Source organism: Saccharomonospora amisosensis, from assembly GCF_011761185.1.
Classification (GTDB): domain Bacteria; phylum Actinomycetota; class Actinomycetes; order Mycobacteriales; family Pseudonocardiaceae; genus Saccharomonospora_A; species Saccharomonospora_A amisosensis.
In genome coordinates this window covers 2205450-2230643 of record NZ_JAAOYM010000001.1, presented here as the reverse complement: position 1 = coordinate 2230643, position 25194 = coordinate 2205450, and the positions used below count along the sequence as shown (strand labels likewise).

The window sequence follows — 25194 nt, the reverse complement described above, 5'->3', positions numbered from 1 at the left end:
CGGGCCCGCCCGAGGTGGGCAGAGAGGACCAGCGCATCATGGCCGATGTCTCCTTCCAGCAAGCCTCGCGCGTGTTCCCCGGCACCCCACCGGTACGGGCGGTGGACAGGCTTTCGCTCGACATCGCCGACGGCGAGTTCCTTGTGCTCGTCGGGCCGTCCGGCTCCGGCAAGTCCACGGCACTGCGCATGCTGGCGGGCCTGGAGGACGTCGACGAAGGCATGATCACGATCGGCGGCCGTGACGTCACGGCGGTGTCGCCGAAGAACCGTGACATCGCCATGGTTTTCCAGTCCTACGCGCTTTATCCCCACATGACCGTCGCGGAGAACATGGGCTTCGCGTTGAAGATCAAGCGCACCGGCAAGGCGGAGATCGCCAGGCGGGTCAAGGAGGCCGCACGACTGCTGGACCTCACCGACTACCTCGACCGCAAGCCCAAGGCACTTTCCGGCGGCCAGCGCCAACGCGTGGCCATGGGAAGGGCCATCGTGCGCGAGCCAGCCGTCTTCCTCATGGACGAACCATTGTCCAATCTGGACGCCAAGCTGCGGGTGGAGACGCGCGCCAACATCACGGCGCTACAGGCCAGGCTCGGCACCACCACGGTGTACGTCACACACGACCAGATCGAGGCCATGACGATGGGCCACCGGGTCGCGGTGCTCAAAGACGGTGTGCTGCAGCAGTGCGACACACCGCGCGCGCTCTACGACCGGCCTGCCAACGTGTTCGTGGCCGGGTTCATCGGCTCTCCCGCGATGAACCTCACCACCGCGGTGCTCACCGACGCCGGCGCCGAACTCGACGGCCTCACCGTGCCGCTGGAAAGGGACCTGCTCGCCGGTGAGCAGGCCGCCGGACTGCGTGAGGTCACCGTCGGCATCCGGCCGGAGGGGCTGCGCCCTGCCTCGGCGGGGGAACCGGCCATGGAGCTTCGGGTGGAACTGGTCGAGGTGCTCGGTTCCGACGCCTACGTGTACGGGAAGGTGGAAGTCGGCGGCAGGCAGGAGCGCTTCATCGTGCGCACCGACGCGCGCTCGACGCCGTCGTTCGGTGAGGTCGTCCGGGTGGCACTGCGCGACCCCGGGGTCGCGCACACCTTCCATCCCAAGACCGGCGAGCGGCTGGGCTGATCCTCAGACCGCGGTCGGTGGCGGGGGTCGCCTTGGCGCCACCCGGGTTACCAGTGCGGGCAGCCGGTTCGCGCGCACCGGCTGCCCGCACGCCGGCACCCGCCGGATACTTTCCCCGCGCCCGACGAGTGCCCCTCCCGCGGCCGGACCCCGTTACGTTCGCCCCGTCCTGACCGCGGAACTGGCGGGCGAACGTACCCAATGTGACTGGCGGGGCCCACCGGACAGCAGGGTCGAAAGCCCCCAATTCACGCGGCTGTCGCCCTGTCCGAACCTGCCACGGCCGGAACCGTGGGTGATATGTCCGAAATCCGCTCGGTCGAGGCGTAGCAGCCCGGGCAGACCAACCACTCGTCACGGACGGCCACGAGCGTCGCCTCGCACGGATCGCAGCAGGTGGCGCAACGGAACTCGATGGGCGCCTCGATGCTGAAGAGATCGGCTTCCGGCCGCACCGGATACGAAGCGAGGACCCGCACCTGGGTCCCGTCCGCCAGCGCGATATGTCGGATCGGCTCCGCCTGGACACGCACCGGGCCTGTTGCTGTCACCATCGCTTCCGGCACCGTGCTCATAGTCCGGGCATACCCTGATGGGTGGCATGCAAACAGTGACAAAGAAAAGGTCTAGTACACCCGAATGGACCAATGCAGGAGTTGCGGTGTGAACGCTCAGTCCAATATTCGCCGCAGCTGATCGAGAAACGGGCGTTGTCCGGCCACGATCTTCTCAGCCGCGACGTCGAGTCCGAACCAACCGACCCGGTCGACCTCGGGAAACGACCGCACCCGGCCCGAACCCTTCGGCCATTCCAGCTCGAACGTGCCGGGCACCACGGCACCAGGGTCCAGGTCGCCCTCCACGGCCCACACCCTCACCAGCTTGCCGCTGCCCTGCCGGACCTCTCCCAGGTCCACCGGCCGGCCTCCCGGCACGGGCAGACCGAGTTCCTCGCCGAACTCCCGCCGAGCCGCGGCCAGCGGCTGCTCGGTGTCGTCGTACTCCCCCTTGGGCACCGACCAGGCACCGGCGTCGCGGCGCGCCCAGAACGGTCCACCCATATGGCCGAGCAGTACCTCCGGCCGGTCACCGCTCAGGCGGTACAGCAGTATTCCGGCGCTGCGCTTGCCGCGGTTGGTCGCCACCTTCGGAATTGTCCTCCTCGGGACGGGTGTTCAGGTCACCGGGCAGCGTGGGCAGCCTGCTGCCCTGGTAACGCGGGCGCCGGGGTGCGCCGCCGTCGGGGTCGGCGGCCAGCGGCTGCCTGACCTCCACGTAGTAGCCGTCCGCTCTGCGCTCCACGACACCCGCGTGCACACCCCGCTCGAGCACGTCGGTGTCGAACCGCTGCAGCCGCAGGCACGACCGGTAGGCGATCAGGAAGGCCAGCGGCGGCAGCGCGAACAGCGCCATGCGCAGCGCCCACACGAAGCCCTCTATGGGGATCTTGAACAGGAACGCGATGACGTCGTCGGAGCCCGCGATCATCAACACCATGAAGAAGGTCAGCGCCATCGCGCCCGTGGCTGTGCGCACCGGCGCGTCCCTCGGCCGCTGCAACAGGTGATGCTCGCGGTAGTCCCTTGTGAGCTTGCGTTCGATGAACGGATACGCCGCGAGCAGCAGAAACAGCGTGGCGGGCAGCACCACAGCAGGCCAGAAAGCGGCCGCGATCGAGTGGCCGCCCACGGTGATCCGCCAGGAGGGAAACAGCCGCAGCGCGCCCTCGACGAAGATCAGGTACCAGTCGGGCTGTGCGTTGAGCGAACTGTGCGAGGCCAGGTACGGACCGTAGTTGAAGATCGGGTTGATCTGGAAGAACCCACCGAGCAGCACCATGATCGCGGTGACGCCGGTGGCGAGGCCGGTGCTCTTCATCGCGAACGCGGGCACCGTCCGGGTACCGACCGCGTTGCTCTCGCGTTTCCTCCTGCCGGGGAACTGGGTGTGTTCCTGATACCACACCGAGGCCAGGTGAACGGCGACCAGTGCGAGGATCAGCCCGGGGACCAGGAAGACATGCAGCGTGAAGAACCGCGGCACGAAGATGTCACCGGGGAACTCGCCCCCGAACACCATCCAGTGCAGCCACGTACCCACCAGCGGGATGCTCAGCACGATCCCCGATGCGATGCGTACCCCCTGGCCGGACAGCAGGTCGTCGGGCATCGAGTAGCCCAGGAAACCCTCCAGGATGGCCAGCGCGAGCAGGAAGACGCCGATCAGCCAGTTCAGCTCCCTCGGCCGTCGGTAGGCACCGGTGAAGAAGATGCGCCCCATGTGGGTCACGATCGCGGCCACGAAGATCAGCGCGGTCCAGTGGTGCACCTGCCGCACCAGCAAGCCGCCCCTGACCTCGAACGAGATGTCCAGCGACGTGGCGTAGGCGCGGGAGAACTCAAGGCCCTGCAGGAACGTGTAGGAACCCCGGTAGGTCGTCTCGGTCATCGACGGATCGAAGAACAGCGCCAGGTAGGTGCCGGACACCACCAGCACCACGAAGCTGTACAGCGCCAGCTCACCGAACAGGAAGGTGAAATGTTCGGGAAACACCTTGTTCAGCCGGGGCCGCAGCGCCTTGGCCAGGTGGAACCGGGTGTCCATGGCCGCCATGGCGCGCGTGCCCCTGCCTGCCCGCTCCGCTGTCCTCATGGCGTTCGCTGCTCCTCCCTGCTGATCCAGCGCCACGTCACGCCGACAGCGGCGAACCCCACGGGCAGCATCGCGACGATCATGGCGATACCACCCGCCGAGTCGCCGGTGAGCACGAGGTAGACGGCGGCGAGGTCCAGCGAAGGCCCGGCCAGGAACAGGTAGACGCTGCGGCCCGCGTCGCTGAGCCCGTGCCCTGGTTCCAGCACGGGCAACCAGAACACGACCGCGCCCGCGAGCAGCAGCAGGTGCAACCAGGCCTCCGCGAGCGCAGGCACGTGTCGCTGTTCGAGGAACACCGTGATCCCGCCGTGCAGCAGCACGAAGCCGACGAGGGTGGGCAGCGCGGGTGCCGGCACCCGGTGCCAGGGCACGGTGCGCCGCCCGGCGAGCACGATCACCGGAGCCAGCACCGAGACCAGCAGGCCCATCGCCGCCATGTGCACCAGCTGCCCGGTCACCGCCTTGCCCTCCTCGACGGCCGCAGCGAGCGCGCGGCGGTGACCGCGGCGAACACCGAGGCGACCGCCTTGACCGGCCGGGTGAGGGCCGACGGCGCCCTGGTGCGCTCGGCAGGCAGCGTGGGCACCGCCGTGGCGGTAGGCCTCATCCCTTGCGGTAGGCGCTCCTTCGACAGCCGGTAGGCGGCCGCTATCAGCGGCAGCCCCGCGAACACGGCGAACCAGTACCCGTAGACGAAGGAGAGGCCGACGAGGATCGCGGCCAGGGCGACGAAGCCCGAGGACAGGCTGGCGGTGGCCAGCCGCGCGCCACGGCTTTGCCAGCCCGCGGCGCGCGCCACCAGCCACACCACGACTCCGAACAGCGTGATGACGGCGACACCAGCGCCGTACATGCCGATGAACAGCGCGCTCTCACCGTAGGGCAGCATCACCAGCACCAGCACCGCGTTCAGCGCCGCCCAACCGAACACCACGAGTACCGCCTTCACCGCCTGCCTTCCTTACGCAGGTCGAGCATCGGGGTGAAGCTGCGGATGGGCGGGATCGGGTGGTCGGCGTCGAAGTTGTGCGGAGGTGGCGGCGAGGACGTCGCCCACTCCAGGGTGTGCGCCCGCCACGGGTTGTCCGGCGCGACTCGCTTGCGGCGGGCGAGCGAGAGCACGATGTTCAGCGCGAACGCCAGCATGCCCAGCCCAAGCAGGCCGGAGCCGATGGTGGCGATGAGGTTGCCGGTCCCGAAGCCGTCGGTGGGCAGGTAGGTGGCGACCCTGCGGGGCATCCCGGCCACACCGAGCCAGAACATCGGCAGGAAGGTGACGTTGGTACCCGCCACCATGAGCCAGAAGTGCGCGTGGCCGAGTCCCTTGCCCAGCAGCACGCCGGTGGCCTTGGGGAACCAGAAGTAGAAACCGGCGAACAGACCGAACAGGCTGCCCGCCACCAGGGTGTAGTGGAAGTGGGCGACCACGAAGTAGCTGTCCTGCATCTGGTAGTCCACCACCGGGGTACCGACCATGATCCCGGTGAGCCCGCCGATGAGGAACTGCGGGATGAACGCCAGCGCGAACAGCATCGGCACGGCCAGCCGCAGCTTGGCCCCGATGATCGTGCCGAGCATCGCCAAGTACTCGATACCGGCCGGGACGAGCAGCATGATCGAGGTGAGCGAGTAGTAGTTGTCGGCGACCTGACCGGTGGTGAACATGTGGTGGCCCCACACGCTCATCGACAGCGCCGCGAACGCCAGCAACGACAGCACCGTGGCCTTGTAGCCGAAGAACCGGCGGCCCGCGAACGTCGACAGCACCTCCGCGACCGCGCCGACGAACGGGAAGAACATCACGTAGACGACGGGATGCCCGTAGAACCAGAACAGGTGCTGGTAGCCGATGTTGAACACGTTCTGGCTGAACAACTCGGAGGCGGTCCTGCCCACCGCGATCATTCCCAGCGCGATCAGCAGCGAGGGAAAGGCGGCAAGCACCATCAGGTTCGTCGCCACCATCGACCAGCTGAACACCGGGATGCGCAGCATCGTCATCCCGGGGGTGCGTTTCAGCAACACCGTCCACAGCACGGTGGCCGCCATGAGCATCGTTCCAACCGTCGCGGCGAACGTGCCCAGCAGCCACAGGTCGGTGCCGAATCCCGGGGAGAAGCGCGCGGTGGACAGCGGGGTGTAGGCGGTCCAGCCCTCCTTCGCGGCGCCGCCGGTGGTGACGAACCCGGCGAGGATCGTCACGGCGCCACCCGCATACAGCCAGTAGCCCAGCATCGTCAGCCGCGGCGCCGCCACGGCGGGCGCGCCGACCTGCAACGGCACCAGATACAGCCCGAACGCCACGGCGATGGGCGTGATCACCAGGTAGATCATTCCCGAGCCGTGGATGGTGAACAGCTGGTTGTAAAGGTCGTTGTTCACCAGGCCCAGCTCCGGCTGGGCGAGCTGGGCACGCATCACCAGCGCCAGCGCCCCCATCCCGAACATCAGCAGCAACGCGGTGCTGATGGTGAGCAGCGCGATCCGCTTGTGGTCGGTCGTCGCCAGCCACGACCGGGACGGCGAAGGAGATGGCACCTGCCCGGTGACCGTGTCGAGTTCGGCCGTCATGCGGCCGGCCCCTGCTGAAGCCACTGCTGATACTCCTGGGGCGCCACGGCGCGCACGTTGAAGTGCATGGCCGGGTGGTGCTCACCGCAGAACTCCGCGCAGCGCCCCAGCCAGCGACCCTCCCGGTCGAAGCTCATCGTCAGCGTGTTGGTGTGGTCGGGGTAGGTGTCCAGCTTCACGGCCAGGTCGGGAATCCACAGCGCGTGCACCACGTCGTTGGAGGTGAGCCTGAGTTCCACCGGCCTGCCGGTGGGAACCACGAGCGTCGGCAACCCTTCATTGCCTTCACGGCAGGTTCCGGTCACGGATTTGCCGGTGTCGGCGTAGTCGAACTGCCAGCACCACTGGAACGCCGTGACGTCAACCCTCACCGCCCCCGGGCGGTTGCTCACGTGGTAGCCCGTCTCGCCGGTGCGCACTTCCTGGTGTGCCGACGCGGTCACATAGACGATCACGCCCGCCGTGCCCGCCAGCAGCAGCGCGTAGACACCCTCCAGTACCGGGCGGCTGTCCCTGCGCCTGCGATCGGGTGAGCGCCGCCTCGACACCGCGAGCGTGCCGAGCAACGTGAGCGCTATCAGGCCGAACACCACCGAGGCCACCACGGCCTGCCACGACAGGGTCCGCTGGAAAACCTCGAGGAAACTCACGAACCCTCCCGCAGCCGTTGCCGTTGCGGAACGACCGTGTACTTCGGGTCGTCCGCCGAAGCGATGCCCGCGTCGAAGACGCCCCACTTGGTCAGCGCGGAAGCAGCGATCAGCCCTGCTCCCGAGAGCGCTCTGGCCAGCCTGCTTCGCCGTGACAGGAACCCCCCTGCGGTTCCCGCCACGGCGAGCAGCTCACCGGCCCGCAGCAGCTTGCCGGACCTGCCGGTTCGGTAGGGTTCGGCCACCATTCCGAGCCGCCGCTCCATCAGCCGGGATGCGGCGAGTTCGAGCCCGGTGCCGAACAGCGCCAGGTTGCGGGCGGGCGTGCTCGCCCTTTCGCCGTCGGCCAGCAGCCCGAGACCGCCCGCGGCGACCGCCGCCGAACCGGTGAACACGTAGGGCATCTCCCGATGGCCGTCGTGCCAGGCGGGTACCGCCGTGTCACTGACCAGCGCGGCGGTGTAGGACGCGACAGCGGGACCGAGCAGAGCCGCACCCGCCGTGGCCGCGGCCCCCAGCTTCGGCAGCCGACCCGTCACGGCCGACGCCGCGGAGACACCCGCCAGCGGACCGTAGCCCGCCAGCAGCCACGAACCCAGGTTCATCGGTGAGGTCGGCTTGAACACCCGCAGCATGTTCACGAACCGCCCCGGTCTGCCGAGGTCGTGCACCAGCGCACCGACGGACAGCGTGATGGCACCGAGCGCGCCCGTCTTGGCCGCCGTCGCCACCCGCGTGTCGCCCCGCAGCTGCGAGCCCGCGGCGAGCAGCGACGACGCTCCCGCGAGCCCGCCGAGGAACAGGTAGCCGGGAATATCCGGCGACTTCCACACCGGCCCGTTGATCACCGGCTTGCCGTAGTACGACGTGAACTCGGTGTCCGGTACCACCGGCTGCTCCCCGCGCCCCCGCCTGCGACGTCCGGTCGCCACGCCGGTCATCGCCTCCCTGCCCGGCCTGGCCTGCTGTTGCGAGTTCATCGTCACCGTCCCTTCGCCGCGCCGAGGAAGGCCGCCGCCGCGCCGGCGACCAGCGTCGCGGCCGCCGTGGCGACGTGCCGCCACATGCTGGGCAGATCCTTGGTCGTCACCACCGGATCGGGCGGGAAGCCGTAGACCTCCGGCTCGTCCAGCAGCAGGAAGAACGCGCCGTCGCCGCCGACTCCGTCGCTGGGGTTCTCGCCGTAGAGCCTGGCGTCGGTCACCCCGGCCTCGTGTAGCCGCTCGACCCGGCGCGCCGCCCGGTCGCGCAGTTCGTCGAGCGGTCCGAACTGGATGGAGTCGGTGGGGCACGCCTTGGCGCAGGCGGGCTCCAGCCCGTTACCGAGCCGGTCGTAGCACAGCGTGCACTTCCACGCCCTGCCGTCGTCCTTGCGTTGGTCGATGACCCCGTAGGGGCAGGCCGGGATGCAGTAGCCACAGCCGTTGCAGATGTCCTCCTGAACCACGACCGTGCCGAACTCGGTGCGAAACAGCGACCCGGTCGGGCACACGTCGAGGCAGGCGGCGTGGGTGCAGTGCTTGCACACGTCGGAGGCCATCAGCCAGCGGAAGTCACCGTCACCACCACCGCCGGTGCCGGGTGTGGTGGGTGTCATCGCGGCGTCCGGTGGCGCGCTGCCCGCGCCACGCTGGGCCATCGCGAGCACGTCGGTGTCGTGGTACATGCCCGGGTCCTGCGCGGCGAGTGGTTTGCGCTGCTCGATGAAGGCCACGTGCCGCCAGGTGTTGGCACCGAGTCCGACGGTGTTGTCGTAGGACATCCCCGTCAGTTCCATGCCGTCCGCTGGCACGGCGTTCCATTCCTTGCAGGCGACCTCGCATGCCTTGCAACCGATGCACACGGTGGTGTCAGTGAAGAAGCCCATCCTCGGCGGGTGGTCGGCGTAGCCCGCCTCGCCCGCCGGATCGGTCGCGGTCGTCATGTCACACCTCGGTACCGGTCTCGTCGGTGATGCCGGCCCGTCGCTGGTACTCGCGCACCAGCTCAACGCGCTGCGGCCCGTGCGGCCTCCTGCCCGGTCTGATGTCGCAGGCCAGCGCCTTCACCTCCTGGATGTGCACGTTGGGGTCCAGCGCCATGGAGGCCAACTCGTTGGCCGCGTCGCCGGTGCTGACCCCGTTGCCACCCCAGTGGTACGGCAGGCCGACCTGGTGCAGGGTGCGGCCACCGACCTTCAGCGGGGTCATCCGGTCGGTCACCAGCACCCTTGCCTCGATGGCGTTTCTCGCCGTGACGATCGTCGCCCAGCCGAGGTGGTCCAGACCGCGCTCGGCCGCCAGCTCAGGAGACACCTCGCAGAACATCTCCGGCTGCAACTCCGAAAGGTAGGGCTGCCACCGTGACATGCCGCCAGCGGTGTGGTGTTCGGTGAGCCGGTAGGTGGTGGCCACGAACGGGAAGACATCCCAACCCGGCTGGCCCGCACTGGGCTGGTACCGGTTGTACTCGTTGCGCAGCACCTCACGAACCGGGTTCCGCTGTTGCGGATACAGGTAGTTCTCGAACGGCGACTCGTGCGGCTCGTAGTGCGTCGGCAGCGGGCCGTCGGTCAGGCCTGCGGGCGCGAACAACCACGCCTTACCGTCGGCCTGCATGATGAACGCGTCGTTGCCAGCAAGCGCGTCCGGGCCCGTGCTGCCCTCCTCCGGAACGAAGTCGGGCGGCTTGGTCGCCTTGAAGTCGGGTACGTCGTAGCCGGTCCACCTGCCCTGCTCGGCGTCCCACCACACGTACTTCTTGCGCTCGCTCCACGGCTTTCCGTCCGGGTCGGCCGAGGCGCGGTTGTAGATGATGCGCCGGTTCAGCGGCCAGGCCCACGCCCACTCTCCCGCGACCCAGCTCTGTTCGGCCGCGGGCTTGCGGCGAGCCGCCTGGTTGACCCCGCCGGCGTAGACACCGCAGTAGATCCAACAGCCGCACGCCGTCGAGCCGTCGTCTGCGAGTTGCTCGTAGGTGCTCAGCGGCTCGGCGTCGGAGTTCCAGCCACTGATCTCGGCAAGTACCGCCTCCGCCTCCGGCTCCTGCTGCGACCCCTTCGTCGGGTAATCCCACGTCAGGTCCAGGATCGGCCGGTCACGGTCGCGCTCGGAGGCCGCGAGCCTCTCCCTGATCTTGCGACCGAGGTGGTAGGTGAACCACAGCTCGCTTCGGGCGTCGCCCGCGGGCTCCACCGCCTGGTGATGCCACTGCAGCAGGCGCTGGGTGTTGGTGAAGCTGCCGTCCTTCTCGGTGTGAGCGGCGGCGGGCAGGAAGAACACCTCGGTACCGATGTCCTCGGTGTTCAGCTCCCCCGTCTCGATCTCGGGCCCGTCCTTCCACCAGGTGGCGCTCTCCGTCAGCGAGAAGTCGCGCACCACCAGCCAGTCCAGGTGCGCCATCCCCATCCGCTGCGCCTTGGCGTTGGCCGAGCCGACCGCGGGGTTCTCCCCCATCAGGAAGTAGCCCTTGCAGGTGCCGTTCAGTTGTGCCTGCACGGTCTCGTAGGTGCTGTGGGTGCCGGTCAGTCTGGGTAGGTAGGAGAACGCGAAGTCGTTCTCCGGCCGGGCAGCACGACCCCACCATGCCTTGAGCAGACTCACCAGGTAGGAGCGCATGTTGCCCCAGTAACCCTTGCGTGCGCCTTCGGCCTCCACGAACGTGTCGAGGTCCTCGCCGCTGTGGGCATGGGGCATGGGGATGTAGCCAGGCAGCAGGTTGAACAACGTCGGGATGTCGGTGGAGCCCTGGATCGAGGCGTGCCCGCGCAACGCGAGGATGCCGCCGCCCGGCCTGCCGATGTTGCCGAGCAACGCCTGCAGGATCGCGGCCGTGCGGATGTACTGCACGCCGACGGTGTGCTGGGTCCAGCCGACCGCGTAGGCGAACGCGCTGGTGCGTTCCCGTCCTGAGTTCTCCGCCAGCAGCTCGCACACCTGCAAGAACTTCTCCTGCGGCACTCCGCAGATGCGCTCGACGGCCTCCGGGGTGTAGCGCGAGAAGTGCCGCTTGAGGATCTGGAACACGCAGCGCGGGTGCCGCAGCGTCTCGTCGGTGTCCGGTTCGGCGCCGATCTCGGCACCACCGGAACCGTGCGCCTCACCGCGCGCCGCGTGCCGCACCCCTGACTTCTTCGTGCGCTCCGGGTACTGCTGGTCACGCTTGCCCGAGGCTGCCTGCACCTGCGCACCCTGGTACTGCCACGTCTGGACGTCGTACTCCCGGCCTTCGCGATCGAGTCCGGAGAACACCCCGGCGAGGTCCTCGGTGTCGGCGAACTCCTCGTTGACGATCATCGCCGCGTTGGTGTAGGCGACGACGTAGTCACGGAAGTACTTGTCGTTGGCCAGCACGTAGTTGACGATCCCGCCGAGGAAGGCGATGTCGGTTCCCGCCCGCAGTGGCACGTGTATGTCGGCCAGCGCGCTGGTCCTGGTGAACCTGGGGTCGACATGGATCAGCTTGGCCCCGCGCGCCTTGGCCTCCATCACCCACTGGAAACCCACCGGATGGCACTCGGCCATGTTGGAACCCTGGATGACGATGCAGTCGGAGTTGGCCAAGTCCTGCTGAAACGTCGTGGCACCGCCGCGACCGAAGGAGGTTCCCAAACTGGGAACCGTGGAGGAGTGTCAAATGCGGGCCTGGTTCTCGATCTGGATAGCCCCCAACGCGGTGAACAACTTCTTGATGAGGTAGTTCTCCTCGTTGTCGAGGGTGGCCCCGCCGAGGCTGGCGAAGCCGAGGGTGCGCCGCACGGCGGCACCGTCCACCTCGTCCTGCCAGCCATGGTCCCGTGCCGCGAGTACCCGGTCGGCGATCATGTCCATCGCCGTGTCCAGCTCCAGCTCCTGCCACCGTGTCGCATGTGGAGCGCGGTACAGCACCTGGTGCTTGCGCGCGGACCCGGTGGTCAGTTGCAGACTCGCCGCGCCCTTGGGGCACAACCGGCCCCGGCTGATCGGCGAATCGGGGTCGCCCTCGATCTGGGTGACCTCACCGTTGGAGACGTAGATGTTCTGTCCACAGCCGACGGCGCAGTACGGGCACACCGACTTGGTGACCTTGTCGGCGGTGCTTGTACGGGAGGTTAGGTTGTCACTGTGGTGGCTCTTGGCGGCGGCGCCTCGCCCGCTGCGATCGCCATCGCGCAGTTGCCGGTAGACCGGCCAATCCTCGATCCATCGCCGGACACCCATCACGCCTCCCGAGATCGTTCTTCGCCGTGGCGTCTGCGCGGTGCTACCCGTTAGCGGTAAAGATCAAACGCGGTGCGGCTGGCTGTCCGCCCGTACGCGCTCGGCGACCCACCTGCGGACGGTGTCGCGCGCGGTGGGGTTCTCCGGGGCCGGGTTGGACAGTTCTTGGCTGCTTGGCAACAAGCCCCGCTCGCGCCGCTCGTCCGGACTGGGTGCGTCGCTACCGTCCGCAGGTGACCCCGTGGCGATGAGGTACGCCAGACCGGGTGAAATCCCGAGCCGCCTCCCAGCTTCGCGGTAATCGGAGCCTGCGGAGAGTAGCGCCTTTACCTGCGTTTTTGTCGGCATGGCCGTCCCCTTGTCATTCAGATGGCGGAATTAGAAGTCCTTTCGCATACCTCGTGTGCCGTCGCGAGTCTTGGGTACCCGGCGACCGTCTCGTTCACACACAGTGAGGAGGTCGATGTGCTGTGACGTCGACATCCGGCGACACGACCATCAGATTCCACTCGGACGCCCCGGCGATCGTGTGCGGGGAGTGCGGATACCGCACGGCGCGAGTCGCGTCGCTGGTGGACCCGGCAGGCGAGGTGGTCGGCACCGTCATCTCATGCCTGCCGTGCAGGGAACGGGAACGTGCCCGCGTCGCGGCCGCGGCACGCCTTGCCGCCCGCCACGGTCGGGCGGGCGTGCCCCGTCAGCGCTGCACCCCGGCCAACCGCCCGGCCGGTGTGATGCGACCCGTCACGCCCGTCAGCTGAGCGGCGGGTAACCGACGGGAGGAGCGACCTCGGCCGGGACCGGCGCCGAAGGTCCCGGCCGGAAACGGCCTTGTGCCCCTGCCCGCATGGCTCATGCGGCGACACGGTCGAAGGCGAAGGTGTCCGGCATGACACCGGCGACACCTCGACGGCCGCGGTCGAGTGGAAGGAAAGCAACATGCGCGCACTGGTCGTTTACGAGTCGATGTACGGAAACACCCGCAGCATCGCCAGGGCGGTGGCGACCGAGTTGTCCGAGCACATGGACACCGACGTCGTCGAGGTGGGTGACGCGCCGGAGGTGGTCGGGCAGGATGTCGACCTGCTCGTGGTGGGCGCACCGACCCACGCCTTCGGGATGAGCCGGGAGTCCACCAGGCAGGACGCGGCGAAGCAGGGCAGCGAGCCGCTGGTGTCGCGGAAGTTCGGTATGCGCGAGTGGCTGGAGCGGTTGTCGGTCACCTCCGACCTCGCGGCGGCCGCGTTCGACACCAAGCTGAGCAAGCCCTGGCTGCCGGGCTCGGCGGCGAGGGCGGCGGCCAAGCGGCTGCGCAAGCTGGGCTGCCGCCTGGTCATCAGGCCGCAGAACTTCTACGTCGACGGCAGCCTCGGCCCGCTCGTGGAAGGTGAGATCGAGCGGGCCCGCGGCTGGGCAGGCCAACTCGCGGGTGTGCGGCACGGCTGACCCCCGCGAGTCCCCCGCTCCTGCCCGCGAGTCCCCCGCTCCTGCCCGCGAGTTCGGCGTGCAGGTCTGTGAGTTCAGCGCAGCCGGTCGCCGTACACGTGCGCGACCGTCATCGTCATGAGCACCCGTCGGTCGGCGACCATCGCTGAGCGGTACTCGTCCCAGTCCGGGTGCTCACCCGCCGCGAGGCGGTAGTAGCGCACCAGTGCCTCGACCTCGGGGCCATACGGGTCGGTTCCGGGCCCGGTGAGCGTGACCGGCCCCTCTGCCGTGGCCCACGCCCAGCCGTCGGCACTGGTGACTTCCAGCGCGGCCCGGGGGTCCCTGCGCAGGTTGGTCGTCTTCGCACGGCCCTCGATCATCGACACGTAGATGACCTCGCCCTCCGGGGCCTCACGGTCGTAGTAGGGCGTGACCGGAGACAGCTGCGGCAGGCCGCTCGCCTTGATCGTCGCGAGAACGCCGAGCTTGCTCTCGGCGAGCAGGGCACGGGGATCGAAGGATGCGGCGGTCATAGGCACTCCCCCAGTGGTTCGCGTTCGCGAGACAGTTCGACCGCTCCCAGCCTAGCCGTCCCGTGCGGCGACGCCGTGAACGGCGAGTCGTGCACGCTTGAACGCAGAACTCGCGGGCGAGAGCGGGGGACTCGCGGGCGAGAGCGGGGGACTCGCGGGTGGCCGGCCGGGTTCGCGCTCAGCGGCCGTAGGAGGCCAGCAGCACGTTGGCGAGTCTGCGCAGCTCCTCAGGCGCGACCTTCGGCTCTTCGCCGCGGTCGTCAGGCACCCGCTGCTCGGGTTCCGGCTCCTCCTCCGGCACGAACTTGCCTTCCTCGGCGGTGAGCCCGGCCATCTCGAGGAACTCGGCCAGTTCGGCCGCATCCGAGGCGTAGTGCGCCATGGCGCGGGCGGCGCGGTGCCGCTGCCACTTGTTCGGCTGCGCGACGTTCACTGTGTTCCTCCTGGGTCGACCTGTTGAACCGGCGGCTTGTCTGCCCTCGTCGGCACTGACGTTACGAACGCTCGCGCCGGAACCGCTCCTGTCGGAGGGCCCGTCCCTGCAGGGACCTCCGGCCCTGTGTCTGCACGGGGGCAGGGCGAGACGCTGGTCGGGAACGAAAGGAAGGCGAGCGATGAACCGACGTAGCCCAACCGTCCCGGAGACCGTGCGAGTCCGTGTGCACGGCCACCTACCCGGCGCGGACGCGTATGCCGAGGAGAAGGTGAGTTCGGTGTTCAAGTACGCACCCGAGCCGATCCTGGACGCGAGCGTGCGGCTGACCAAGCACGAGGACCCGTCCGTGCGCCGCAAGGTCGTCGCGCAGGCCAACCTCGATCTGCGGGGAAGGTTGATCAGGGCCCAGGTCGAGGCGGAGACGGCGCACGAGGCGATCGACCGGCTCGCGCAACGGTTACGCAGGCAGCTGGAGAAGTCCGCACGCAACTGGCAGGCCATCAAGGGCAGGCAACCCAAGCCCGGTAGCTGGCGGCACGGCGAGGAGCCGAGCGAGCGGCCGCCGTTCTTCCCTCGCCCGGCCGAGGAGCGGGAAGTAGTGCGGCACAAGGCGTTCACGCTGGCGAAGCTGCCCGTCGGCGAGGCGGCGATCGAGATGGACCTGATGGACTACGACTTCCACCTGTTCACCGAACGCGGCAGCGAAGAGGACAGCGTGCTCTACCGCACCCCGGAGGGCTATCGGCTGGCTCAGGTGCACCCGCGGCCAAGGCACATCGAGACCGGCGAGGTGGACGTCAGTGTCAGTGAGCACGCCGCGCCACGGCTCAACCTCGCCGAGGCGATCGAACGGCTCGACCTTTCCGGGCTGCCGTTCCTGTTCTACTCCGACGCCGATCGAGGCAGGGGCCAGGTCATCTATCACCGCTACGACGGCCACTACGGCCTGATCACTCCCCCGGAGTGAGCATGTCCTTGGCGTAGCGCAGGAAGGCCCTGGCAGCGGGTCCGCCCGGCCCACCGGATCGCCACACCAGCGAGACACAGCCGCGCAGGCGGGGCCGGGTGAGTTCCAGCCCGTGCAGCTCACCCGGCCGCTCTCCGATGGCCGACTCCGGCAGCAGCGCGACGCCGAGCCCTCGCCTGGCCAGTTCGGCCAGCATGGCGGGGTCGCTCGCCTCGAACGCGATCCGGGGGCGAAACCCCGCCGCAGCGCAGCCCTCGTCGAGGGCGGAGCGGATGCCGGGGCCGGGCGGCAGGGTGATGAACGCGCGGTCGCGCAGGTCCGCCAGCGCCACGGCGTCGAACGCGGCGAGCGGGTCGGTGGTCGCGACGGCGGCGACGAGCGGCTCGTCGGCCAGCACTCGCGCCTCGATGCCCGTCGGCGGCTCGCTTCCCGAGTAGGCGGCCACGGCGACATCCAACTCGCCGGAGCGCAGGCCCGCGAAGAGCACGTCCGAACGCGACTCCGACAGCGTGATCTCGACCGCACGGTGGCGGTCGTGGAACCCAGCCAGCAGACCCGGCAGGTCGAACACCGCGCACGACGGGATCGCCCCGAGCGCGACCCGTCCCCGCAACAGACCGGTGAACTCCCCCACCGCGGACCTTGCACCCTCCGCGGCCGCGAGCGCGGCACGAGCGTGGGGCAACACAGCTTCGCCCACCTGCGTCAGCCGCACCGACCGGGCCGAGCGCTCCAGCAGTGGCTGGCCAAGCTCACGCTCCAGCCGCTGAATCTGCGAGCTGATCCCGGGCTGCGCGACGTGTAGCTTCGCCGCCGCCCTGGTGAAGCTCGCCTCTTCGGCGACCGTGACGAAATACCGCAGCTGCCGAAGTTCCATAACCAGAAATTATAAGAGCGAGCACAACTAGATGTTGCTGTTATCCACTTGTCGTTCGCAGACTGGGTTCATGCGATTGCGAACTCGAGGTTCCCAGTACCTGCCCGGCGAACCGGGCTACGACGCCGAGCGCAAGGGCTTTCAGACCGGATTCGTCCACCGTCCCGGCCTACTCGTGCGCGCGGCCGACGCCGAGGATATTCGCGCGGCGGTCGACTACGCGGCACGACACGGGCTGGGGGTGGCGGTGCAGGCCACCGGCCACGGTGTCGGCATACCTGCCGACGGCGACGTGCTGGTGAGCACGAAAGACCTGGGTTCGGTCCACGTCGATCCGGTCACGCGGACGGCCCGCATCGGCGCGGGCGCTCGATGGGGCACGGTGCTCGAACGGGCCGCGGCGCACGGCCTCGCCCCGCTCAGCGGGTCGTTTCCCGGGGTGGGTGCCGTCGGCTACACGCTCGGCGGCGGGCTGGGCCCACTCGGTCGCCGCTACGGCTACGCCGCCGACCACGTCCGCGAACTGCGGCTGGTGACGCCGGACGCCCGTCTGCTGCGTGTCACGCCGGACACCGAGCCCGACCTGTTCTGGGCGTTGCGCGGCGCGGGAGCCAACTTCGGCGTTGTCACCTCCCTCGAGATCGGCCTCGTCCCGCAGACCCGGATCTACGGGGGCGCGCTGACCTTCGACAGCGTGCTCGCCGCCGACGTGTTGAACGCCTTCCGGGAATGGACTTCGTTGGCACCTGAGGAGCTCACCGCATCGGTGGCCATGATCCCGATGCCGGACTTGCCGTCGCTGCCGCCGCCGCTACGTGGCAGGCACATCACCCAGCTTCGGGTGGCCTATCTCGGCGGCCGCGCGGAGGGCGAGCGGTTGGTGGCGCCGTTGCGCGAGCTGGGGCAGCCGATCGCCGACACGCTGCGGGAGCTGCCTTTCGCGGAGTCGGGTTCGATCTACGGCGAGCCGGACCAGCCGCGCGCCTATTTCGGCGACAACGTGCTGCTGCGCGAGCTCGACCCGGCCGCCGTCGACGCGCTGCTGGAGCACGCCGGGCCGGGCAGCGACTGTGTTGTGGACGTGCGCCACCTCGGTGGCGCGCTGGCCCGCCCCACGCAGCCGAGTGCGGTGAGCCACCGCGCCGCCACATACCAGGTGCTGGTTCTGTCTGGTGTGGACACCTGGGTTGAGTCCCCGGAATCGCGAGCAGTGCAGGACAAGGTTTTCGCCGCGCTGGCGCCCGCGACACTCGGGCGATCGGTGAACTTCGCCTACGGGCCGGTGGCCTCCGCACGGGAGCGTTTCGACGCGGTGACCTACGAGCGGCTACGGAAACTCAAGGCGCTGCACGATCCGCGGAACCTGTTCCGCTTTCACAGCAACATCGAGCCCGGGTGATGTCGGGGTCCATTGTCGACAGCGCTCGGCGACAACCACGAATCAGTCACGGGGCAGCGATCGGTGCACGAAATCGGCTACGAGCCGGTCGAGATCGGTGTCTCGCAGCACGTCAGGCAGCGTCAGGTGCTCCAGGATCAGGCCCGTCATCGCGTAGTACAGCAACACGGTCGTCAGGTCGTCGCCGGGCAGACCACCTTCCCCGCGGCCCTGGATGTTCGCGTCGAGATTGTCCCGCAGCGTCGTCGTCAGCTTCTGCCGGAGTTGCGGGCGCCGCGTGGCTTCCAGCCGTAGTTCCAGCAGCGCGAGCCAGCCGGAGCGGTCGTCGGAGATCCGGTGCAGCAGCAGTCGCATGAACTGGGTGAGCAACGCCGCCGGGTCGGACTCGGTGCCCTCGGCGACGTCGATCGCGGCCCGCACGTGGATGCGGGCCGCGGCCTGGTTCAGCAGATCGTCGCGGTTGGCGAAGTAGTTGGACGCGGTGCCCTTCGGCACGCCTGCCTCGACATCTACAGCACGGAACGTGAGCCCGCGCGCGCCGTCCCTGGCCAGCACATCGATCGCCGCGTCGACGAGCGCCGTCCGCCGCTGGGGATTGGTGACCATTGAGCCCTCCCACCTCGCCGGAACCACTACATACAGAGCACTCTAGCCGAAGTACTTCAAATGAAGTGGTTTCGGCAGCGGTGGAGGACTCATGCGAACACTGACCTACCTGGTGGCATCGACCATCGACGGCTACATCACCGGCCCGGGCAACACGAACCCGGACTTCCTCCTGCTGGACGGCGACCACGTCGCACCGCTGCGCGAGGAGTACCCCGAGATGTATCCCACGCACGCGCGTTCGCCGCTTGGACTCGACGAGGTGCCGAACAGGCATTTCGACACCGTGCTGCAAGGCAGAGGCAGCTACGAGATCGGCTTGCGCGAGGGCATCACCAACGCGTACCGACACTTGCGCAGCATCGTGTTCTCCACCACGATCACGAGTCCCGACCCGACCGTGAAAGTAGTCCACACCGACCCCGTCGCGAAGGTCCGGGAACTGAAACGCCAGGACGGTATGGGCAGCTGGCTGTGCGGCGGCGGCGAACTTGCCACCACCCTACGCGACGAGATCGATGAACTGATCATCCAGCTGAATCCGGTGGCAGCGGGTGACGGAATCGGACTGTTCGACGGAGCCGGCTTCGCGCCCGAACGCTACGATCTCGTCCGCTCGACGGCCCGCAACAGCGGCGTCGTCGTGCTCACCTACCCGCAAGCGCGTCGCGTGAGCACACCGGCGCGATCGAGACCGGGTCCGGTGTCCACAGTGGCGGGTGCGTTGATACGCAAGTGAACACTTGCGTATTGTCACGGTTGTGGCCGATGTCTTCAAGGCACTCGCGGACCCGACCCGGCGACACATCCTCGACGAGCTACGGGAACGCGACGGGCAGACCCTGTTCGAACTGTGTGCCCGGCTGACGAGCAAGTACGGGCTGGACTCCTCCCGCCAGGCGATCTCGCAGCACCTGGGCATTCTCGAGGAGGTGGGCCTGGTCGTCACCCGGCGCGAGGGGCGATACAAGTTCCACTGGCTCGACACATCGCCGCTGCGTGCCATCACCGGCCGCTGGCCAGTGAACGACAACGAAGGGAACGAGCGTTGAAGGTCTACATCACCAGCGTCTTCGTGGACGACCAGGCCAAGGCTCTGCGCTTCTACACCGAGGTACTCGGATTCGAGAAGAAGGCGGACGTGCCACTCGGCGAGGCCCGCTGGCTCACGGTGACCTCGCCGCAGCAACCGGAAGGTCCCGAACTGCTGCTGGAACCCGACAGTCACCCCGCGGTGCGGCCGTTCAAGGACGCCTTGGTCGCCGACGGAATCCCGTTCGCCTCGTTCGCGGTTGACGACGTCGAAGCCGAGTTCCGCCGACTGACCGAACTCGGGGTGAGATTCACTCAGGAACCGCTGCGGATGGGGCCCGTGACGACGGCGGTTTTCGACGACACGTGCGGCAATCTGATCCAACTGGCCGCACAGTAGGAGCACGCCACATCGGGCGCTCGTCCGTTGTGGATCAGACCGGCGTCGCGGACTCCACGGGACTGGGTGAGACCGCGCCCACGGAGGCGTCCCGGCCGGGGTGGGTCCACAGAACCACCTCGGCCCCCTCCTCGGCACCCGCGGTTCCCACCGGGCGCTGAGCGGTGACGACCCCGCTCGCGGGTGCGCCCGCGCCGTCAGGCCCTACCGGGATCAGCCCAGCTCTGCGCACGATGTCACAGGCGTCCTCGGCTCCGAGCCCGACGACGTCCGGCACCTCGGTCACCGGTCGAGGTCCTCGCATAGGGTGATTGTACGGCCTTGGGCGCCCTGGACCGACCCCCGAAGTCCGGCCCTCAGCTGACCTCGGCCGTCGGCGGGGAGGAGTGCGCCGCGCGGTACGCGGCGACGCCCACCAGTACCGCGCCGAGAGCGAACAGCAGGATTCCACCGACAAGGACGCCGATGGCGATCCACAACAGTGACGGGATCGTCGCACCCGCCTCCGCTCGAACGTTCACCCCTGCCGAACCGTCGGCGTTGGCCACCACCACGGTCCAGTCACCGCTACCAGCGGGCCAGGAGACCGATTGCGTTCCGGGCCCCGCTGACTGGGTGGTCCAGAAGTCCTGCTGCGTGGGCGGGGTCGGCAGCGGCCCTCCATTTTGGAGTACCAGGTCGTCATCCGAACCCGCGTCTCGCACCGTGGCGTACTCGGCACCCGCCAGGTAGCCCGCGACCTCGTTCGACGGCGCGATCCCGACGAACACGGGGCGCTCGTTCACCGTCTGGGCACTGACACGGACGTCGCCGAGGAAGCCGGAGGCGGCCTCCCAGTCGGCGGGTGTACCACGCAGCTCGACGGTGTCACTGGCGATCGCGTAGCCGCCCGTGCTGTAGGTCCCGGACACGGTGACGTAGCCGTCGGCGTCACGCTCGGCGCGGTCGAGCCAGAGCAACGACGCGCCACCGGTGATCAGGCCCATCGCGCCCAGCGCGAGCACAGCGCCCACCACCACCGACACCACCCTGCCGGTGGTCCAGCCGTGCTGGGGTGCGGCCGGGGTCGGCTTGACCGTGCCCCCTTCGATCTCCCCCGCCGGGTCGTGCCCACCCATGTCCAGCCGGAACGGCGGGTACTCGTCGGTCATCAGCGCCGCGTAGGCCGCTACCCGGATCACCCACCTGTCCATGCCGAGCACGAAGTCGAAGATGGGCCGCGGGTAGCGCCCCGTGAACAGCAGCACGATCCCGGCGATCAGCACAAGCACACCGATCAGTCCGCCCGCGCCCCAGGAGAAACCGTTCTCGCCCCAGCCGAACCGGCCGTTGTCGACGTCGGAGAACAGCCAGATCCCGCCACCGGCGAACACGCCGACGATGATGTAGTGCGGGATGGCCAGCAGCCACCACTTGACCAGTGCCAGTCCCCGGGACAGCTGTTCCGGATAGGGGAGGTCGAGCCTGGCAGGGTAGTCCGGCACGTCGGCGAGTGTGAACGGCGGGTAGCGGTCTGTTCCCAGTGCCGCGTACGCGTAGTAGTGCACGCGCCAGGTCCAGCGCAACACGCCCACGTTGAAATCGAAGATCGCTCTCGGGTAGCGGCCGGTGATCACGATCGCCACGAACGCCACCACGGTGAGCACGAAGAACACCGGCCACAGCAGCGCGAGTAGGAAGTAATGCGGGATCGCCAGCAACCACTTGACCAGCCAGAGCCCGCGGGACAGTGGTGCGTCGAGCGACGCCTCGACACGCACCGGGTAAGCCGCTGTGGTAGCCATGTGGAAGGCCCCCTTCACACCTGTTTCGTCATCCGGACTATGGGTGACGCGCTTGTCACGGCGGGAGAAACGAACGTCCTCGCGCTTGGAGTCTTCCGGCCCTGTGTGCTCGCCGACATCGCCTGACACGGTGGCCTTCATGCGAGGCAAGAAGAAGATCCGTTGGCGGGACCTGAGCCGCTCCAGGCAGCGAGCCGTCGTGGTGGGCTCATTGGCGCAGTTCACGCTCGCGGCGATCGCGTGGGTCGATCTGGCTCGCAGGACCGACGCGGAGGTACGCGGCTCGCGCCGCTTGTGGGCCTTCGTGATCGCGATCAATTTCCTCGGCCCCATCGCCTACTTCACGTTCGGCAGGCGCGGGGGCGTTGTTCCGTTCGACTAGGAACGGATTCGAAGAAGGGAGCGGCCGTGCCGTACTGGGACCATGGCTACTGGGACGGGGGCTGGGTCGGCGGCCTGCTGATGCTGCTGTCGATGGTTCTGCTGTGGGGAGGCGTCATCACGGTCGTTGTGATCCTCGTGCGCCGGTTCGCCGGGCACGGCGGCTCACGCGGCGAGGGCGGCGAGGGCCGGGACGGCTACGGCAGCGCCCTGCGCATCCTCGACGAGCGCTACGCGCGTGGTGAGATCGATGAGGAGGAGTACGAGCGCAGGCGTACTAGGCTGCGCGGGTGATATGCGCGGGTGATGCCGCCCGCGTGCGGTGACGACGACATGGCGGCGCGCCGGCTACCGATGGTATCCGGCGCGCCGCCGTGTCTGGTCGCTGGACTATCAGGCCAGCGACAGGAAGAGCTTCTCCAGCTCGGCGCGGTCGGCCTCCAGCTGAGGAGATCCCTCTTCACCGCTTTGCAGGCACTGTTCAAGCCCGCTTGCGATGATCTTGAATCCGGCCCGGTCCAGCGCTCGCGAAACCGCGGCGAGCTGGGTGACCACGTCCTTGCAGTCGCGGCCGTCCTCAATCATCTGGATCAGGCCGCCGACCTGGCCCTGTGCTCTGCGTAACCGCTTGACCACATCCGACATCACGTCTTCGCTGAGTTCCACGCCACACCTCCGTCGCACTTACCCCATAGGGTACCTGTCAACTGGCGTTGGCGATCTCCCGACGAACTTCCTCCATGTCGACCTCACGCACCTTACCGATGAGCTGCTCCAGCGCGGCGGCGGGCAGCGCGCCCGGCTCGGCGTAGAGCACCACGCCGTCGCGCACGGCCATCAGCGTGGGAATCGAGGAGATGCCGAAGGTCTGCGCGAGCTCCACCTGAGCCTCGGTGTCCACCTTGCCGAACACGATGTCGGTGTGCTCCTGCGACGCCTGCTCGAACACGGGGGCGAACATGCGGCACGGCCCGCACCAGGCGGCCCAGAAGTCGATGAGGACGATGCCGGGCTTGCTGACAACGTCCTTGAAGTTCTCGCTCGTCAACTCGACGGTCGCCATGACTGATTTACCTCCGTAGGAATACCCGTACGGGTATGCAAACACGAGGGTTCGCCGGAACATTCCCCACCGAAATCCGGGCGCCGAGACCCGCCGTGACTAGAACATCAGTTCGATGCCGGGTAGGATCGGTGCCATGGACCTGGCACTTCAGGGTTCGCTGTTCGACGAGGGCGACCCGGGTCGGGAGGAACCGCTCCTGCCGCTCGACGATGCCCGCCGTACCAAGCTCGGCTCCGGCGCGTGGATCGACGTGTTGCCCGGCTGGCTCGCCGGCGCGGACGGGTTGTTCCAGCGCCTGGCCACGCGGGTTCCCTGGCACGCCGAGCGCAGGAGGATGTACGACCGCACCGTGGACGTGCCGCGCCTGCTGTGCTTCTACGGCGAGGCCGATCCGCTGCCCGACCCGACCCTCGAAGCGGCCAAAGCCGCGCTGAACAGGCACTACGCGCCACAGCTCGGCGAGCCGCTGCGGACCACGGGCCTGTGTTACTACCGCGACGGCCGCGACAGCGTGGCCTGGCACGGCGACACCATCGGCCGCGGCAGCACACACGACACCATCGTGGCGATTCTCTCGGTTGGCGCCGCCCGCCCACTGCTGCTGCGGCCACGCGCGGGCGGGGGCACGGTACGGTACGCCCTCGGTCACGGGGACCTGTTCGTGATGGGCGGCTCATGCCAGCGGACCTGGGAACACAGCGTGCCCAAGACCAGTAGACCGGCCGGGCCGCGCATCAGCGTCCAGTTCCGGCCGCGAGGCGTGCGCTGAGTTTACCGCCCCGGCCACGGGACACCCTGCGAGCAGGACGTCGCCGCGGAGGTAGCTGTGCCCGACAACATCTTCATCCTCGGACTCGACGAGGCGAACCTGCGACTGCTGCGCCGCCTTCCGGGCGCTGAGGACTACCGGTTCCACGCCTTGCTCGATGTCGAGGAACTGCGCATCGGCTTCGCCGACTACGTCGGCTCGCTCGAACGCGCCGAACAGCGGCTGGAGTCCTTCGACGGCTCGATCGACGCGATCACCGGCTACTGGGACTTCCCCGTCACCTCGCTCGCGCCGGTGCTGTGCGAGCGGTACGGCCTGCCGCACTCCAGCCTGGAGTCGATCGTCAAGTGCGAGCACAAGTACTGGAGCAGGCTGGAACAGAGTCACGTGATCGACGAGTACCCCGGGTTCGGGTTGCTCGACCCGCACGGCGAGGCCGCGCTGCCGCCCGGGTTGAGCTACCCGGTGTGGATCAAACCGATCAAGTCGGCCTCCTCGAAGCTGGCGTTCAAAGTGGACAACGAACACGAACTGGGCGAAGCCCTCGCGCGGATCCGGGAGGAGATCAGCGACATCGGCGGCCCGTTCGAGGCCGTGCTGGAGCGGGTGACGCTGCCGCCGCACCTCGCCGAGGCGGGGGCGCAGGTCTGCATAGTCGAGGAGGCGGTCTCGGGTGCGCAGGTGACCGTCGAGGGCTACCGATACCACCACGAACCGCACGTCTACGGTGTCGTCGACTCGATCCACTACCCTGACAGCTCCAGTTTCCTGCGCTACCAGTACCCCTCGACGCTGCCGCCACACCTGATCGAGCGCGTCAGCGAGCTGTCCAAACGCATCGTCAAGCGGATGGGGTTGCGGTCCACCACGTTCGACATCGAGTTCTTCGTCGACACCGAAACCGAGCAGGTGTGGGTGCTTGAGGTCAACCCGCGGCTGTCGCAGTCTCACGCGGCGCTGTTCGAGCACGTCGACGGGGTGGCCAACCACCACTGCATGGTCAGCCTCGCACTGGGCAAGGACCCGAGGATGCCGCACCGCCAGGGCCGCTACGCCACGGCGGCCAAGTACTTCCTGCGGCACTTCGCCGACGGGATCGTGCGCAGAGTTCCCACAGCGGAAGAGATTGAGCTGGTCCAGCACCGGATACCCGGCACGACTGTGGACGTCGTGACGGAGCAGGGAGCCCGACTGTCGGAGCAGTACGCCAGGGACAGCTACAGCTACGAGCTCGCCAACATCCACATCGGCGCCGACAGCCAGGAGGAACTGGCGGACAAGTACGAGCGGTGCGTGCAGGCACTACCGTTCGAGATCGACGAGTAAC

Annotated in this window: 31 protein-coding genes; 12 read left to right on the top strand and 19 right to left on the bottom strand. The window is 68.4% G+C overall.

Annotated features, from left to right (window positions below; all coding sequences use genetic code 11):
* Nucleotides 1-38: 38 nt before the first annotated feature.
* On the top strand, nt 39-1136 hold the full coding sequence (locus tag FHU38_RS10925; protein ID WP_167169752.1) for an ABC transporter ATP-binding protein: 1098 nt from the start codon (nt 39-41) through the stop codon (nt 1134-1136).
* A gap of 248 nt (nt 1137-1384) precedes the next feature.
* On the opposite strand, the gene FHU38_RS10920 is transcribed toward FHU38_RS10925, so the two are convergent.
* The 11 genes from FHU38_RS10920 to FHU38_RS27305 form a co-directional block, all read right to left on the bottom strand.
* Nucleotides 1385-1690, bottom strand: coding sequence for a hypothetical protein (locus FHU38_RS10920; RefSeq protein WP_243852230.1), 306 nt, complete (start codon nt 1688-1690; stop codon nt 1385-1387).
* 117 nt (nt 1691-1807) lie between these two features.
* Nucleotides 1808-2281, bottom strand: a complete 474-nt coding sequence (locus tag FHU38_RS10915) for an NUDIX domain-containing protein (RefSeq protein WP_167169749.1) — start codon at nt 2279-2281, stop codon at nt 1808-1810.
* The gene (gene qcrB, locus FHU38_RS10910) at nt 2223-3788 is read right to left on the bottom strand and encodes a cytochrome bc1 complex cytochrome b subunit (RefSeq protein WP_167169746.1); all 1566 of its coding nucleotides are present in this window, start codon (nt 3786-3788) and stop codon (nt 2223-2225) included. The genes FHU38_RS10915 and qcrB overlap by 59 nt, the downstream gene beginning before the upstream one ends.
* Entirely contained in the window at nt 3785-4249 is a 465-nt protein-coding gene (locus tag FHU38_RS26950; RefSeq protein WP_313886727.1) for a hypothetical protein, read from the bottom strand. Before FHU38_RS26950 ends, qcrB begins: the two co-directional genes overlap by 4 nt.
* A complete protein-coding gene (locus tag FHU38_RS10900; RefSeq protein WP_167169744.1) occupies nt 4246-4740 on the bottom strand; it encodes a hypothetical protein in 495 nt (164 codons plus the stop codon). Before FHU38_RS10900 ends, FHU38_RS26950 begins: the two co-directional genes overlap by 4 nt.
* Entirely contained in the window at nt 4737-6362 is a 1626-nt protein-coding gene (locus FHU38_RS10895; protein ID WP_167169741.1) for a cytochrome c oxidase subunit I, read from the bottom strand. Before FHU38_RS10895 ends, FHU38_RS10900 begins: the two co-directional genes overlap by 4 nt.
* Nucleotides 6359-7012 carry a cytochrome c oxidase subunit II gene (locus tag FHU38_RS10890; protein ID WP_167169738.1) on the bottom strand — a complete coding sequence of 218 codons (654 nt, stop codon included), beginning with the start codon at nt 7010-7012 and terminating at the stop codon, nt 6359-6361. The genes FHU38_RS10895 and FHU38_RS10890 overlap by 4 nt, the downstream gene beginning before the upstream one ends.
* Nucleotides 7009-7992 (bottom strand): NrfD/PsrC family molybdoenzyme membrane anchor subunit, encoded by a 984-nt coding sequence (gene nrfD, locus FHU38_RS10885; RefSeq protein ID WP_167169734.1) that lies wholly within the window; start codon nt 7990-7992, stop codon nt 7009-7011. Before nrfD ends, FHU38_RS10890 begins: the two co-directional genes overlap by 4 nt.
* Nucleotides 7993-7994: 2 nt before the next feature.
* Entirely contained in the window at nt 7995-8936 is a 942-nt protein-coding gene (locus FHU38_RS10880; protein ID WP_167169731.1) for a 4Fe-4S dicluster domain-containing protein, read from the bottom strand.
* A 1-nt stretch (nt 8937) separates the two neighbouring features.
* Entirely contained in the window at nt 8938-12189 is a 3252-nt protein-coding gene (gene fdh, locus FHU38_RS10875; protein WP_243852229.1) for a formate dehydrogenase, read from the bottom strand.
* Between the two features lie 63 nt (nt 12190-12252).
* Nucleotides 12253-12537, bottom strand: a complete 285-nt coding sequence (locus tag FHU38_RS27305) for a hypothetical protein (RefSeq protein WP_167169722.1) — start codon at nt 12535-12537, stop codon at nt 12253-12255.
* 122 nt (nt 12538-12659) lie between these two features.
* Between FHU38_RS27305 and FHU38_RS10860 the strand changes: the two genes are divergently transcribed.
* Both FHU38_RS10860 and FHU38_RS10855 read left to right on the top strand, forming a co-directional pair.
* Nucleotides 12660-12950, top strand: a complete 291-nt coding sequence (locus FHU38_RS10860) for a hypothetical protein (RefSeq protein WP_167169719.1) — start codon at nt 12660-12662, stop codon at nt 12948-12950.
* A gap of 178 nt (nt 12951-13128) precedes the next feature.
* Nucleotides 13129-13635 (top strand): flavodoxin family protein, encoded by a 507-nt coding sequence (locus tag FHU38_RS10855; protein ID WP_167169716.1) that lies wholly within the window; start codon nt 13129-13131, stop codon nt 13633-13635.
* Nucleotides 13636-13709: 74 nt separating this feature from the next.
* Here FHU38_RS10855 and FHU38_RS10850 read toward each other — a convergent pair whose 3' ends face one another.
* Both FHU38_RS10850 and FHU38_RS10845 read right to left on the bottom strand, forming a co-directional pair.
* On the bottom strand, nt 13710-14150 hold the full coding sequence (locus FHU38_RS10850; protein ID WP_167169713.1) for a PPOX class F420-dependent oxidoreductase: 441 nt from the start codon (nt 14148-14150) through the stop codon (nt 13710-13712).
* Nucleotides 14151-14328: 178 nt separating this feature from the next.
* On the bottom strand, nt 14329-14583 hold the full coding sequence (locus FHU38_RS10845) for a hypothetical protein (protein ID WP_167169710.1): 255 nt from the start codon (nt 14581-14583) through the stop codon (nt 14329-14331).
* Nucleotides 14584-14764: 181 nt separating this feature from the next.
* On the opposite strand from FHU38_RS10845, the gene FHU38_RS10840 reads away from it, so the two are divergent.
* On the top strand, nt 14765-15553 hold the full coding sequence (locus FHU38_RS10840; RefSeq protein WP_167169707.1) for a ribosome hibernation promotion factor: 789 nt from the start codon (nt 14765-14767) through the stop codon (nt 15551-15553).
* Here FHU38_RS10840 and FHU38_RS10835 read toward each other — a convergent pair.
* The gene (locus FHU38_RS10835; RefSeq protein ID WP_167169704.1) at nt 15537-16430 is read right to left on the bottom strand and encodes a LysR family transcriptional regulator; all 894 of its coding nucleotides are present in this window, start codon (nt 16428-16430) and stop codon (nt 15537-15539) included. The two genes, FHU38_RS10840 and FHU38_RS10835, sit on opposite strands and share 17 nt — an antisense overlap.
* Nucleotides 16431-16500: 70 nt before the next feature.
* Here FHU38_RS10835 and FHU38_RS10830 point away from each other — a divergent pair, with 70 nt between their 5' ends.
* The gene (locus FHU38_RS10830) at nt 16501-17829 is read left to right on the top strand and encodes an FAD-binding oxidoreductase (RefSeq protein ID WP_167169702.1); all 1329 of its coding nucleotides are present in this window, start codon (nt 16501-16503) and stop codon (nt 17827-17829) included.
* A gap of 42 nt (nt 17830-17871) precedes the next feature.
* Here the strand turns inward: FHU38_RS10830 and FHU38_RS10825 are convergent, their stop codons facing one another.
* On the bottom strand, nt 17872-18435 hold the full coding sequence (locus FHU38_RS10825) for a TetR/AcrR family transcriptional regulator (protein WP_167169698.1): 564 nt from the start codon (nt 18433-18435) through the stop codon (nt 17872-17874).
* A gap of 91 nt (nt 18436-18526) precedes the next feature.
* Here FHU38_RS10825 and FHU38_RS10820 point away from each other — a divergent pair, with 91 nt between their 5' ends.
* The 3 genes from FHU38_RS10820 to FHU38_RS10810 are packed head-to-tail and all read left to right on the top strand — an operon-like array spanning nt 18527 to nt 19867.
* On the top strand, nt 18527-19174 hold the full coding sequence (locus tag FHU38_RS10820) for a dihydrofolate reductase family protein (protein ID WP_167169695.1): 648 nt from the start codon (nt 18527-18529) through the stop codon (nt 19172-19174).
* Nucleotides 19175-19196: 22 nt separating this feature from the next.
* Complete coding sequence (locus tag FHU38_RS10815; protein ID WP_167169692.1) at nt 19197-19487, top strand: ArsR/SmtB family transcription factor; 291 nt, start codon at nt 19197-19199, stop codon at nt 19485-19487.
* Entirely contained in the window at nt 19484-19867 is a 384-nt protein-coding gene (locus FHU38_RS10810) for a VOC family protein (RefSeq protein WP_167169689.1), read from the top strand. The genes FHU38_RS10815 and FHU38_RS10810 overlap by 4 nt, the downstream gene beginning before the upstream one ends.
* 34 nt (nt 19868-19901) lie before the next feature.
* Here the strand turns inward: FHU38_RS10810 and FHU38_RS10805 are convergent, their stop codons facing one another.
* Both FHU38_RS10805 and FHU38_RS10800 read right to left on the bottom strand, forming a co-directional pair.
* Nucleotides 19902-20171 (bottom strand): PASTA domain-containing protein, encoded by a 270-nt coding sequence (locus FHU38_RS10805; RefSeq protein ID WP_167169686.1) that lies wholly within the window; start codon nt 20169-20171, stop codon nt 19902-19904.
* A 52-nt stretch (nt 20172-20223) separates the two neighbouring features.
* Nucleotides 20224-21651 (bottom strand): DUF4389 domain-containing protein, encoded by a 1428-nt coding sequence (locus FHU38_RS10800; protein ID WP_167169683.1) that lies wholly within the window; start codon nt 21649-21651, stop codon nt 20224-20226.
* Between the two features lie 139 nt (nt 21652-21790).
* Between FHU38_RS10800 and FHU38_RS10795 the strand changes: the two genes are divergently transcribed.
* Together FHU38_RS10795 and FHU38_RS10790 are read left to right on the top strand one after the other, a co-directional pair.
* Nucleotides 21791-22033: a PLD nuclease N-terminal domain-containing protein gene (locus FHU38_RS10795; protein WP_167169681.1), complete on the top strand. Its 243-nt coding sequence runs from the start codon at nt 21791-21793 to the stop codon at nt 22031-22033.
* A 26-nt stretch (nt 22034-22059) separates the two neighbouring features.
* Nucleotides 22060-22326 (top strand): SHOCT domain-containing protein, encoded by a 267-nt coding sequence (locus tag FHU38_RS10790; protein ID WP_313886726.1) that lies wholly within the window; start codon nt 22060-22062, stop codon nt 22324-22326.
* Nucleotides 22327-22425: 99 nt separating this feature from the next.
* Here the strand turns inward: FHU38_RS10790 and FHU38_RS10785 are convergent, their stop codons facing one another.
* Both FHU38_RS10785 and trxA read right to left on the bottom strand, forming a co-directional pair.
* A complete protein-coding gene (locus FHU38_RS10785) occupies nt 22426-22698 on the bottom strand; it encodes a metal-sensitive transcriptional regulator (protein WP_167169679.1) in 273 nt (90 codons plus the stop codon).
* 37 nt (nt 22699-22735) lie between these two features.
* Nucleotides 22736-23095 carry a thioredoxin gene (trxA, locus tag FHU38_RS10780; RefSeq protein ID WP_167169677.1) on the bottom strand — a complete coding sequence of 120 codons (360 nt, stop codon included), beginning with the start codon at nt 23093-23095 and terminating at the stop codon, nt 22736-22738.
* 136 nt (nt 23096-23231) lie between these two features.
* Between trxA and FHU38_RS10775 the strand changes: the two genes are divergently transcribed.
* The gene (locus FHU38_RS10775) at nt 23232-23867 is read left to right on the top strand and encodes an alpha-ketoglutarate-dependent dioxygenase AlkB (protein ID WP_167169675.1); all 636 of its coding nucleotides are present in this window, start codon (nt 23232-23234) and stop codon (nt 23865-23867) included.
* Between the two features lie 57 nt (nt 23868-23924).
* A complete protein-coding gene (locus tag FHU38_RS10770; RefSeq protein ID WP_167169673.1) occupies nt 23925-25193 on the top strand; it encodes an ATP-grasp domain-containing protein in 1269 nt (422 codons plus the stop codon).
* Nucleotide 25194: the final 1 nt, after the last annotated feature.

Coding starts and splice junctions, on each gene's coding strand:
- FHU38_RS10925 (WP_167169752.1), top strand. CDS start 39: ATGGCCGATGTCTCCTTCCAGCAAGCCTCGCGCGTGTTCCCCGGCACC.
- FHU38_RS10920 (WP_243852230.1), bottom strand. CDS start 1,690: ATGGTGACAGCAACAGGCCCGGTGCGTGTCCAGGCGGAGCCGATCCGA.
- qcrB (WP_167169746.1), bottom strand. CDS start 3,788: ATGAGGACAGCGGAGCGGGCAGGCAGGGGCACGCGCGCCATGGCGGCC.
- FHU38_RS10895 (WP_167169741.1), bottom strand. CDS start 6,362: ATGACGGCCGAACTCGACACGGTCACCGGGCAGGTGCCATCTCCTTCG.
- nrfD (WP_167169734.1), bottom strand. CDS start 7,992: ATGAACTCGCAACAGCAGGCCAGGCCGGGCAGGGAGGCGATGACCGGC.
- FHU38_RS10880 (WP_167169731.1), bottom strand. CDS start 8,936: ATGACGACCGCGACCGATCCGGCGGGCGAGGCGGGCTACGCCGACCAC.
- FHU38_RS27305 (WP_167169722.1), bottom strand. CDS start 12,537: ATGCCGACAAAAACGCAGGTAAAGGCGCTACTCTCCGCAGGCTCCGAT.
- FHU38_RS10855 (WP_167169716.1), top strand. CDS start 13,129: ATGCGCGCACTGGTCGTTTACGAGTCGATGTACGGAAACACCCGCAGC.
- FHU38_RS10850 (WP_167169713.1), bottom strand. CDS start 14,150: ATGACCGCCGCATCCTTCGATCCCCGTGCCCTGCTCGCCGAGAGCAAG.
- FHU38_RS10840 (WP_167169707.1), top strand. CDS start 14,765: ATGAACCGACGTAGCCCAACCGTCCCGGAGACCGTGCGAGTCCGTGTG.
- FHU38_RS10835 (WP_167169704.1), bottom strand. CDS start 16,430: ATGGAACTTCGGCAGCTGCGGTATTTCGTCACGGTCGCCGAAGAGGCG.
- FHU38_RS10830 (WP_167169702.1), top strand. CDS start 16,501: ATGCGATTGCGAACTCGAGGTTCCCAGTACCTGCCCGGCGAACCGGGC.
- FHU38_RS10825 (WP_167169698.1), bottom strand. CDS start 18,435: ATGGTCACCAATCCCCAGCGGCGGACGGCGCTCGTCGACGCGGCGATC.
- FHU38_RS10820 (WP_167169695.1), top strand. CDS start 18,527: ATGCGAACACTGACCTACCTGGTGGCATCGACCATCGACGGCTACATC.
- FHU38_RS10805 (WP_167169686.1), bottom strand. CDS start 20,171: ATGCGAGGACCTCGACCGGTGACCGAGGTGCCGGACGTCGTCGGGCTC.
- FHU38_RS10800 (WP_167169683.1), bottom strand. CDS start 21,651: ATGGCTACCACAGCGGCTTACCCGGTGCGTGTCGAGGCGTCGCTCGAC.
- FHU38_RS10795 (WP_167169681.1), top strand. CDS start 21,791: ATGCGAGGCAAGAAGAAGATCCGTTGGCGGGACCTGAGCCGCTCCAGG.
- trxA (WP_167169677.1), bottom strand. CDS start 23,095: ATGGCGACCGTCGAGTTGACGAGCGAGAACTTCAAGGACGTTGTCAGC.
- FHU38_RS10775 (WP_167169675.1), top strand. CDS start 23,232: ATGGACCTGGCACTTCAGGGTTCGCTGTTCGACGAGGGCGACCCGGGT.